This window comes from Streptomyces sp. NPDC055243 (assembly GCF_044544025.1).
Taxonomy (GTDB): domain Bacteria; phylum Actinomycetota; class Actinomycetes; order Streptomycetales; family Streptomycetaceae; genus Streptomyces.
The window spans coordinates 418,009-428,696 of record NZ_JBITWR010000009.1 but is presented as its reverse complement, the minus strand read 5'-3'; the positions used below and the strand labels follow the sequence as shown (position 1 = coordinate 428,696).

General features: G+C 71.1%; 9 protein-coding genes and 1 pseudogene. 4 read left to right on the top strand and 6 right to left on the bottom strand.

Annotation, left to right across the window (positions count from 1 at the left end):
- From ACIGXX_RS27195 to glgB, 3 genes are all read left to right on the top strand, one after another.
- A partial coding sequence (locus ACIGXX_RS27195) for an alpha-glucosidase C-terminal domain-containing protein (RefSeq protein ID WP_399979475.1) occupies positions 1 to 345 on the top strand: 345 nt, incomplete at its 5' end.
- A 119-nt stretch (positions 346 to 464) separates the two neighbouring features.
- Complete coding sequence (locus tag ACIGXX_RS27190; RefSeq protein ID WP_399979472.1) at positions 465 to 1,880, top strand: maltokinase; 1,416 nt, start codon at positions 465 to 467, stop codon at positions 1,878 to 1,880.
- Between the two features lie 27 nt (positions 1,881 to 1,907).
- A complete protein-coding gene (glgB, locus tag ACIGXX_RS27185) occupies positions 1,908 to 4,247 on the top strand; it encodes a 1,4-alpha-glucan branching enzyme (RefSeq protein ID WP_366465054.1) in 2,340 nt (779 codons plus the stop codon).
- 16 nt (positions 4,248 to 4,263) lie between these two features.
- Here the strand turns inward: glgB and ACIGXX_RS27180 are convergent, their stop codons facing one another.
- From ACIGXX_RS27180 to ACIGXX_RS27155, 6 genes are all read right to left on the bottom strand, one after another.
- On the bottom strand, positions 4,264 to 6,504 hold the full coding sequence (locus ACIGXX_RS27180; protein WP_383821035.1) for a HelD family protein: 2,241 nt from the start codon (positions 6,502 to 6,504) through the stop codon (positions 4,264 to 4,266).
- Positions 6,505 to 6,681: 177 nt separating this feature from the next.
- On the bottom strand, positions 6,682 to 7,014 hold the full coding sequence (gene trxA / locus ACIGXX_RS27175) for a thioredoxin (protein ID WP_351164046.1): 333 nt from the start codon (positions 7,012 to 7,014) through the stop codon (positions 6,682 to 6,684).
- Positions 7,015 to 7,038: 24 nt separating this feature from the next.
- On the bottom strand, positions 7,039 to 7,431 hold the full coding sequence (locus ACIGXX_RS27170) for a MerR family transcriptional regulator (protein WP_351164001.1): 393 nt from the start codon (positions 7,429 to 7,431) through the stop codon (positions 7,039 to 7,041).
- 98 nt (positions 7,432 to 7,529) lie between these two features.
- A complete protein-coding gene (locus tag ACIGXX_RS27165; protein WP_351164000.1) occupies positions 7,530 to 7,892 on the bottom strand; it encodes a VOC family protein in 363 nt (120 codons plus the stop codon).
- Positions 7,893 to 7,941: 49 nt separating this feature from the next.
- Positions 7,942 to 8,835, bottom strand: a complete 894-nt coding sequence (locus tag ACIGXX_RS27160) for an NAD(P)-dependent oxidoreductase (RefSeq protein ID WP_399979465.1) — start codon at positions 8,833 to 8,835, stop codon at positions 7,942 to 7,944.
- 113 nt (positions 8,836 to 8,948) lie between these two features.
- A complete protein-coding gene (locus ACIGXX_RS27155; protein WP_366465056.1) occupies positions 8,949 to 9,554 on the bottom strand; it encodes a disulfide bond formation protein DsbA in 606 nt (201 codons plus the stop codon).
- A 271-nt stretch (positions 9,555 to 9,825) separates the two neighbouring features.
- Here ACIGXX_RS27155 and ACIGXX_RS27150 point away from each other — a divergent pair.
- Positions 9,826 to 10,686, top strand: a pseudogene (locus tag ACIGXX_RS27150) (glycoside hydrolase family 16 protein); the annotation flags it as partial.
- Positions 10,687 to 10,688: the final 2 nt, after the last annotated feature.

Here is a 10,688-nt window from a genome sequence, read left to right as displayed (position 1 = left end):
GCCTCCATGTCCTCGCCCTCCTCGCTGCTGCACTGGACCCGCCGCATGATCGAGATCCGCAAACAGAACCCCGCCTTCGGACTCGGCTCGTACACGGAACTGCCGTCGTCGAACCCGGCGGTGATCGCGTTCCTGCGGGAGTACAAGGACGACCTGGTGCTGTGCGTGCACAACTTCTCGCGCTTCGCGCAGCCCACCGAACTGGATCTGCAGACCTTCAACGGCAGGCACCCGGTGGAGCTGATCGGCGGGGTGCGCTTCCCGGCCATCGGCGAGCTGCCCTACCTGCTGACTCTGGCCGGACATGGCTTCTACTGGTTCCGGCTGCGCAGGGACGCGGCGTAGGCTCCACCCCTGCTACTCCTGTGCGGGGCGGTTTCCACCGCCCCGCCCTGGGCACTCTCCCGCACAACCGGCACTCCCGCACTCCTCCCTTGTCCGCACCGCGGAAAGGACGCGACGCCATGTCGGAAGCCGTCACCCGCCCGGGCATCACCACGGACGCGCTGCTCGCCTCGCTCGATCCGCTGCTGCGTACGTGGCTGCCACGGCAGCGCTGGTTCGCGGGCAAGGGCCGCCCCATCACCGACTTCGACCTGGTCACGGCGACCGAACTGCTCCCGCCGACAGCCGAGTTGGGGCTCCTGCACCTGCTCGTGCGGGTCCGGCAGCCGCCGGTGCCGGACCCGGCAGCCGGCGGCGTGCCGCCCCTGCCCGCCGACTGCTATCAACTCCTCATCGGCGTACGGCGCGAGCTGCCGCCACGGCTCGCGCCCGCGCTGATCGGCCATGTGACGCGGGGGCCGCTCGCCGGGTTCACGGTCTACGAAGCGCTGCACGACCCCCGTATGTCCGGCTTCCTCCTCGAGGCGCTGCGCATACAGGCGCGCGTCGGCAAGCTCCGCTTCGAGCGCGACCGCCGCAAGGCCATAGGAGACGACCTCGCGCCGCGCGTGCTCGCCGCCGAGCAGTCCAACTCCTCACTGGTGTACGGCGATACGTTCATCCTGAAGCTGTTCCGCCGCATCGTGCCCGGCGTCAATCCCGACCTGGAGCTGCCCCTGATGCTGGCCCGCGAGGGCTGTGCGCAGGTGCCCGCCCCGGCCGCCTGGTTCCTGGCCGATGCCGGGGACGAGGTGAACGTACTCGGCGTGCTCCAGCCCTATCTGAAGGGCACGGTGGACGGCTGGGAGCTGGCCCTGCGGGAGCTCGCGGCGGGGCGGGACTTCAGCGACGAGGCACGGGCGCTCGGGCGCGCGACGGCCGACGTGCACCTGGCGCTCGCCCGCGCGCTGCCCACCGTCACGCTGGGCCGCGCCCAGGTGGAGCTGATCGCCGACGGCATGGCGGACCGCCTGGACACGGCGGCCAAGGCGGTGCCCGCCCTGCTGCCGTACGCCGCCGCCCTGCACACGACGTTCGAGGCGCTCGCCGACCTGGGGCGCGGCGAGGCGAACTGGAAGGCCCAGCGCATCCACGGGGACCTGCACCTGGGGCAGTGCCTGCGCTCGCCCGCCGGGGAGTGGTCGCTCATCGACTTCGAAGGCGAGCCGTCCCGTCCGCTGGCCGAGCGCAGGATGCCGCAGCCGCCGGTGCGCGACGTGGCGGGCATGCTCCGGTCCTTCGACTACGCGGCGCGCTCCCACGAGCCGTGGGCGCCGGAGTGGGCGGGCGACTGCCGGGCCGCGTACTGCACGGGGTACGCGGAGGTGTCCGGCCGCGATCCGCGCATGGACCCGGTGCTGCTGCGCGCCTACGAAACGGACAAGGCCGTCTACGAAGTCCTCTACGAGGCCCGCCACCGCCCCGACTGGCTCCCCGTGCCGCTCGCCGCGATCAAGCGCCTGGCCACGAACGGCCCCGCCACCGAACCCCACTGACCTGCCATCGCCCAGGAGGCTCCTCCCGTGACCCCCCGCCCGCAGCCGCGCAAACCGTCCGACGAGGCCAGCAAGAAGGGCAGGCGGAAGCCGGAGTCCGCAGGCCGGACGCCGGAGCCGCCCCGGTCGCCCCGGCAGAAGCAGAAGAAAAGCAGCCGGCCCACCTCACCCGTCCCCCAGGCCGACCGCGCCCGCCTCCTGGGCGGCACGCACCACGACCCGCACGGGGTGCTCGGCGCGCACGCCGTCCCCGACGGCATCGCCTTCCGCGCGCTGCGGCCCTACGCGCGCTCCGTCGCCGTCGTCGCCAAGGATCTGCGGGCCGAGCTGCAGGACGACGGGGAGGGGTTCTTCTCCGGGGTGCTTCCGCTGCGGGAGATCCCCGAGGACTACCGGCTCCACATCACGTACGAGGACGCCGAGCTCGAGATCCACGACGCGTACCGCTTCCTGCCCGCGCTCGGCGAGTTCGACCTGCATCTGATCGGCGAGGGGCGGCACGAACAGCTGTGGCAGGCCCTCGGATCGCAGCCGATGGTGCACGAGGGGGCGACCGGGACGCGCTTCACGGTGTGGGCGCCCAACGCCCTGGGCGTGCGTGTGGTGGGGAACTTCAACTTCTGGGACGGCACCGGATTCCCGCTGCGCTCGCTCGGCGGCAGCGGCGTCTGGGAGCTGTTCGTGCCCTCCGTCGGCGAGGGCGAGCTCTACAAGTACGAGATCACCCGGCCCGACGGCACGAAGACCCTGCGCGCCGACCCGCTGGCCCGCCGCACGGAGGCCCCGCCGGCGAACTCGTCGGTCGTGCACGAGTCGCACCACGAGTGGCACGACGAGGACTGGCTGGTGCGCCGGGCGGAAACGCCCGTCCACCAGGCGCCGTTCTCCGTGTACGAGGTGCATCTGGCGTCCTGGCGGCCAGGGCTCACCTACCGCCAACTCGCCGATCAACTGCCCTCGTATGTAGCCGACTTGGGGTTCACGCACGTCGAGCTGATGCCCGTCGCCGAGCACCCCTTCGGCGGCTCCTGGGGCTACCAGGTCACCGGCTTCTACGCACCCACGGCCCGCCTCGGCACGCCCGACGACTTCAAGTACCTCGTCGACGCGCTGCACAGGGCGGGCATCGGCGTCCTGATGGACTGGGTGCCCGCGCACTTCCCGCGCGACGACTGGGCGCTCGCGGAGTTCGACGGGCGGACGCTGTACGAGCACGAGGACCCGGACCGGGCGGCGCACCCCGACTGGGGCACCCTGGAGTTCGACTACGGCCGCAAGGAGGTCCGCAACTTCCTCGTCGCCAACGCCTCGTACTGGTGCGAGGAGTTCCACATCGACGGCCTGCGCGTCGACGCCGTCGCCTCGATGCTCTACCTGGACTACTCCCGCGAGCACGGCGAATGGTCGCCGAACGTGCACGGCGGCCGCGAGAACCTCGACGCCGTGGCCTTCCTCCAGGAGATGAACGCCACCGTCTACCGCCGCGCCCCCGGCGTCGTCACCATCGCCGAGGAGTCCACGGCCTGGGACGGCGTGACCCGCGCGACGCACCACGAGGGCCCCGGCGGCTTCGGCGGGCTCGGCTTCGGCCTGAAGTGGAACATGGGGTGGATGCACGACTCGCTCGACTACGTGTCGAAGGAGCCGGTGCACCGCAAGTTCCACCACAACGAGATGACGTTCTCGATGGTGTACGCGTACAGCGAGAACTACGTCCTGCCGATCTCGCACGACGAGGTCGTGCACGGCAAGCGGTCCCTGGTGTCGAAGATGCCCGGCGACTGGTGGCAGCAGCGCGCCAACCACCGCGCCTACCTGGGCTTCATGTGGGCCCACCCCGGCAAGCAACTCCTCTTCATGGGGCAGGAGTTCGCACAGGGCGCCGAGTGGGCGGAGGGGCACGGCCCGGACTGGTGGCTGCTCGACCCCGCGTACGGGGCCGAGGCCGACCACCGGGGCGTACGCGATCTCGTGCGCGACCTCAACACCGTCTACCGCCGCGAGCCGTGCCTGTGGCAGCGCGACACCGACCCGGGCGGCTTCGCCTGGGTGGAGGGCGACGCGGCCGAGGACAACGTCTTCGCGTTCCTGCGGTACGCCGCCGAGGACCCCCAGAACACGACCGGCGCACCGCTCCTGGCCATCTCGCACTTCTCGCCGGTGGTGCGGCACGAGTACCGCCTGGGCGTCCCCGCCGAGTTCACCGCCTGGCACGAGATCCTCAACACGGACGCGGCGGGCTACGGCGGCAGCGACGTCACCAACCCGGACCCGATCAAGACCGAGCCGGTGGCGTCGCACGGCCGCCCCGCGTCCCTGCGCCTCACCCTGCCGCCGCTGGCCACGGTGTGGCTGCGACCTGTGTGAATCGGTCGAATGTGAATCAGTCGAACTGCTTGAGCGCCACCGGCAGTTCCTCGGCATGCAGGATGCCGAGCCGCTGCGTGGCCCGGGTCAGGGCCACGTACAGGTCGCTCGTGCCGTAACGGCCCGGCTCCACGACCAGGACCGTGTCGAACTCCAGGCCCTTCGCCTGACGCGGGTCGATCAAGACGACCGGCCGCGTCAGGTCCGGGGCCTCCCCGACCGTCACACCGGGGAGCTTTCCGGCGAGCTCGTCATGCAGCTCGCGTGGGGCGATCACCGCGAGGCGTCCCTCGTCCCGTGCCTCGGCCGCCACCGCGTCGGCCACCGCCGCGGCCAGGTCGTCGGTGCGGCGCGCCCAGGGGAGCACGCCCGTGGACCGCACCGAACTCGGCGGCCGGAAGTCCGGGTGCTCCACGCGGGGCACTTCGGCGGCCACGTCCATGATCTCCACCGGCGTGCGGTAGTTGACGCCGAGCCGGGTGTACTCCCAGCGGTCCTCGACGTACGGGGACAGGATCGTCTCCCAGGAGCCGCAGCCGCCGGCCTCCGCCGTCTGCGCGGGGTCGCCGACCAGGGTCATCGAGCGGGTCGGACAGCGGCGCATCAGCAACCGCCAGGCCATGGCGGACAGCTCCTGCGCCTCGTCCACGATGATGTGGCCGAACGCCCACGTCCGGTCGGCCGCCGCGCGCTCGGCGGCGCTGCGGTGGTCGGCCTCCTCCTGGCGCTCGGCCATCCGCTCGGCGTCGATGATGTCGTGCGCGAGCAGGACCTCGGACTCCTCGTCGTCCTTGTCCTCGAACTCGTACGTCCGTGAGGCGTACGAGACGTCCAACACGCCCTGCGCGTAGGCGATCTGCTTGGCGCGTTCGGCCTCCGCCATCGCGCGCGCCGCGCTGTCGTCGCTGCCGAGCAGCTCGGCGGCCTCGTCGAGCAGCGGCACGTCGGCGGCCGTCCACGCGGCACCGTGCGGGCGCCGCACGACGTCGGCGTCCTGGTCCGACAGGTACGGCGTCGGCTCCTCCAGGAAGTCCGCGAGGAAGCCCTCCGGGGTGAGCTGCGGCCACAGCCCTTCGATGGCCGCGTGCACGTCGGGGCTCGCGGCGACGGCCTTGCCGAGCTGGGCGATGTCGTCGGGGCCCAGGAAGTTGGGGCCGCCGTACGGGTCGGCGCCGAGCCGTTCGGCCAGCTGCTCGGTGAGCATGTCGATGACGCGGAAGGCGAAGTGCGGCCGGCCCAGGTTGTGCGGGACGTCCGCGTCGCGGGCCGCCTCACGCGCTTCCTGGGCGATCGTCCAGTCCAGGACGAGGTCGCCGTCGTCGTGCTCGATGATCAGCGGGGCGCCGGGCTCGGGGGTCTGCTGCCGGTCGCGCAGGGCGGCGGCGAGCACGTCCGCCATCTCCGCGCGGCCCTTCACCTCGGCGGCCTCGGGCGTGTCGGTGCCGGTGGCGGACACGCCGGGGAACAGCTCGCCGACCGTGGAGAGCAGGACGCCCGTCTCGCCGAGCGCGGGCAGGACCTCGCTGATGTAGCCGAGGAAGGCGGGGTTCGGTCCGACGATCAGGACCGCGCGCTTGGCGAGCAGCCGGCGGTGGGCGTAGAGGAGGAACGCGGCACGGTGCAGCGCCACGACCGTCTTGCCGGTGCCGGGGCCGCCCTCGACGACGAGGACGCCGTGGTGCGGGGCCCGGATGATGCGGTCCTGCTCGGCCTGGATGGTCTGCACGATGTCGTGCATGCGCCCGGTGCGCGCCGAGTCGAGCGCGGCGAGCAGCACCTCGTCGGCGTCCGCTCCCTCGTACCCGGTGCGGGTGTCGTCGGCGAGATCGAGGATCTCGTCGTGCAGGGCCGTGACGTCGCGGCCCTCGGTGGTGATGTGCCTGCGCCGCCGGAGCCCCATCGGCACATGGCCGGTCGCGAGATAGAAGGGGCGTGCGACTTCGGCACGCCAATCGATCACGAGTGGAGTGCGCTCGATGTCGGACGCACGGATTCCGATACGCCCGATGTGGTGATCACGGCCGTCGCGGAATTCCAGCCGCCCGAAGCAGAGGCCGTTCTCTCCCGCGTTGAAGGCGGCCAGCAGTCCGGACCGCTCGGCCACCAGGACGTCACGCTCAAGCCTGGCCTGCAGACCAGTGCCGACCTGCGACAACGACGTCCGCACGGCGGCTTCGGCCTCCTCGCGCAGCGCGTCGAGGCGCGCGTACAGCCCGGAGACGAATTGCTGCTCTTCCCGCAATTCCTCGGTTGACAATTCAGCCCCTCGCCAGTTACAGTGCTCTTATACAGATTCTCGCGACTTCCGTGTGCCTTGATGAGCCAGGGGTCGCGAAAGGATCCAATATACGCGAAGAAATACCCCGGACGTCAATTCGTCCGGGGTATTTCTCTTTCTCCGTCGTTCCGCGCCGTCAGAGCGCCTCGGCAGCCGTCAGAGCACCTCGGCGAGATCGGCCAGCAGCTTGCGCTTGGGCCGCGCCCCCACCATGGACTTCACCGGCTCGCCGCCCCGGAACACCACCAGGGACGGCACCGAGAGAATTCCGTACGCGATCGCCGTCCGCGGATTGTGGTCCACGTCCAGCTGCACGATCTTGATCCGGTCCGCCTCCTCGCGCGCGATCTCGCTGAGCACCGGCGCGAGCTGCCGGCACGGCCCGCACCACTCGGCCCCGAACTCCACGAGCACGGGCAGATCCGCCGTGAGCACCTCCCCTTCGAAGTCCGCGTCCGTCACCTCGGCCACACCGTCCGCCTTGACCATCGCCATGCCTACGTCCCCACTCCCTCAGTCCGTCAGCTCGCACCGCGGCTCCGGACCTCCGACAACCGCCGCCTCGGCGCGCACCAGCTGCGCACCGACCTGTTCGCGCACCGCACTCAACTCGCCGATCAGCGCGTCGAGTTCACCGAGCTTGCGGCGGTAGACGTCGAGCGAGGCGGGGCAGGAGTCGCCCGCCGGATGCCCCGACCGCAGACACTCCACGAACGGCCGCGTCTCCTCGAGATCGAACCCGAAGTCCTGGAGGGTCCTGATCTGTTCCAGGAGGCGTACGTCGTCCTCGTCGTAGGTGCGGTAGCCGTTGCCACTGCGACGGGCGGGCAGCAGCCCCCGTGACTCGTAGTACCGAAGCGTCCGCGTGGTGGTGCCGGCCCGCTCCGCAAGTTCGCCGATGCGCATGTCCACGACGGTAATCCTTGACGCAGGCGTCAAGGCCAGCGCGCGGGGCGGTCTTTTCAGCGGGCGCGCGCCAGGCTTCAGCGGGCGCGCGCCGGGCTTCAGCGGGCCGTCGGCGGCTGGTGCAGGCCGAAGGTGGAGCCCTGGTCGTCCTTGCACAGCCGGAACCGGCCGAAGGCGGCGTCCGACTCCTCGCTCTCCCCGCCGATGGGCGCTTCGACCGTGCCGCCCAGCTTGATGACCTTGGCGAGCGCCGTGTCCATGTCGTCGACCTGGAAGAACAGGTAGGGCGCGGCCCCCGCGTCACCGCCGTGCATGCCGCCGGGCACACCGGGGGTCTTGATCACATACCCCTGTCCGGACGGCCCCGGCTCGAAGGACCAGCCGAGCAGCTCGCCGTAGAAGGCCCGCCCCCGCTCCGGGTCCTCGACGCCGATCTCGAAGAAGCTCGGTTCACCAGTCATCGCGCGGCTCCTGCTCTGTGACGGCGGTCACTTTTCACCGTACGCCGCTTCAGCGCGCGCCGCGTACGGCCTCGATGGTGGCCGTCCAGCCGTCCGCGCCGTGCCCCTTGGCGATCGCCCGGTCCAGGACGGCCTTGATGCCGCTCAGGGCGCCCACGTCCAGGCCCCGGTGCACGGAGGCATGGATGATGTGGTCGACGTTGGCGGCTTCCGTGACGAGCGGGGCCTGCTCGCCCGGGTACTGGTTGGAGTCGAGCTCGACCGCCGTCGACTCGATGGCCTCCGGGAAGATGGAGAGCAGGGCGCTCAGGTAGGGCGCGAGCTCCGCCCCCTTCACGCCGTCCGCCCCGGCCAGCGCGAAGGCGTGCACGAGGCCGGACATGCTGGTCCAGAAGAAGTCGAGCAGGGCGTTGTCGTAGACGGCCGCGAGACCGTGGTCCTCGCCCAGGTGGACGGTGTGGCCGCCGAGCACCTTGAGCGTGCTCTCGTACCGCTCGTACAGGGCCCTCGGACCGCTGTGGAAGAGCAGCGCGTCGGCGGTGCCGATCACGGTCACCGGCACCAGGATGGCGCCGTCCAGGTAGTCGATGCCGTGCTCGGCGGCCCAGGCGGCGGCCTCGCGCGAACGCTCCGGGGTGTCCGAGGTGAGGTTGACCAGGAGGCGCCCCGACAGGTCGGCGGCGATCGGGCCGAGCACGGCCTGCGAGGCGGCGTAGTCGTAGAGGCAGACGACGACCACGTCCGAGGCGCGGACGGCCTCGGCGGCGGTGGCGGTGCGGGTGGCCCCTCCGGCCACGAGGTCGTCGCCCTTGCCGGGCGTGCGGTTCCAGACGGTGGTGGGGTGACCGGCCTTGAGGAAGGTGCCGGCGAGGGCCTGCCCCATGGCACCGAGGCCGAGGACGGTCACGGAGGTCTTGTGCTGCTCGTGCTTCTGAGTGGTCATGTCGACCATGCTTGGCGAGCGCCCGGCGCCTCACAAGTACCGACTAATTAGTCAGGTACTTACGAAAAGGTAAGCAAGCGCGGTGAGTTGAGGATGCCGGGCCACCCCGGGGATCAGCCGAAATCGAGTGCGCCGTACGGCCGTTTCAGCTCGCAGAAGTCCTGGACACCCGCCATCAGGACCACCCCGTCCCACAGCCGTCCCGCCGCCTCCCCTTTCGGCGCGGGCGAGACGACGGGGCCGAAGAGCGCCCCCGCTCCCCGGACGGAGAGCACCGGCGTCCCGACGTCGGGGCCGACCAGCGCGAGCCCCTGCTCGTGCGAGGCCCGCACGGCGTCGTCGTACTCGTCCGTCCAGGCCACCGCCGCCAGCTCCGTGGGCAGTCCGGCGTCGGCGAGTGCGCGCTCGGCGCCGTCCCATTCGCCCCGCTCGTGCAGCCGCACGCCGAGCGCGTCGAGATACGTCCCCAGCGCCTGACTCCCGTGCCGCTCGGACACGGCGGCACAGACCCGCCCCGGACCCCGCATGTAGTCGCCCCACTGCCCTTCGGGGTCCTCGGGGTCGACGTCGAGGTGTTCGTTGAGGACCGAGAGGCTCATCACCCGCCAGTGCACGGCGACGTCCCGCACCCGCTCGACCTCGCGGAGCCAGCGGGAGGTCAGCCAGGTGTACGGGCACACGGGGTCGAACCAGAAGTCGGCGTTCTGTGGGGTACTCACACAACTACCGTACTGGTTAGGGAAGTTGACACGGCGAAGCCATTGACGCCCCGCATGTCTGCAACTACAAAACCCAGAGAGCGTTCTGAGAGCGCTCTCACCGGTACGCACACTCCCCCCACGGAGGTGTTCCATGAGCACCGATCACACTGCTCACACCGCTCACATCGATCGCACCGATCACACCCATCGCATCGGGCGCTTCACCCACTCCCCCCGCACCGGCCCCGTCCTGGCCGGCCTGGCCGCCGTCGGCCTGCTCGGCGCCCTGATGACGCCCGGGACGGCACGCGGCGACGTCCCGCCACCGGCGCCCGGCTGGTCGCTGGAGTGGAGCGACGACTTCAACGGCGCCGCGGGCTCCCGACCGTCCGCCGACAACTGGCAGATCGATCTGGGCCACAACTACCCGGGCGGGCCCGCGAATTGGGGCACGGGCGAGATCCAGTCGTACACGGACTCCCCCGACAACCTCGCCCTCGACGGGAACGGCAGCCTGCGGATCACCCCGCGCAGGGACGGCGCCGGGAACTGGACATCGGCCCGCATCGAGACGAAGCGCAGCGACTTCAAGGCACCGGCGGGCGGCACGCTCGCCATCGAGGGCCGCATCCAGATGCCGAACGTCACCGGCGAGAGCGCGCTCGGCTACTGGCCCGCCTTCTGGGCGCTCGGCGCGCCCTATCGCGGCAACTACCAGAACTGGCCGTCGATAGGCGAGTTCGACGTGATGGAGAACGTGAATGGCATCAACTCGGTCTGGGGCGTGCTGCACTGCGGGGTGAACCCGGGAGGCGACTGCAACGAGACGCAGGGCCTGGGCGCCAACCGCGCGTGTCCCGGAGCGAGTTGCCAGTCGGCGTTCCACACGTACCGCTTCGAGTGGGACCGCTCGACGACCCCGAACCAGCTGCGCTGGTACGTGGACGGGGAGCAGTTCCACACCCTCTCCCAGGACCGCTTCTCCGCCGCCACCTGGTCCAACATGACGGACCACGCGGGGTACTTCATCCTGCTGAACGTCGCGATGGGCGGCGCCTTCCCCGACGGCGTCGCGGGCAGGGCGACTCCGGTGGCGCGGACGGAGCCGGGGAAGGCGATGGCGGTGGACTACGTGGCGGTGTGGACGAAGCG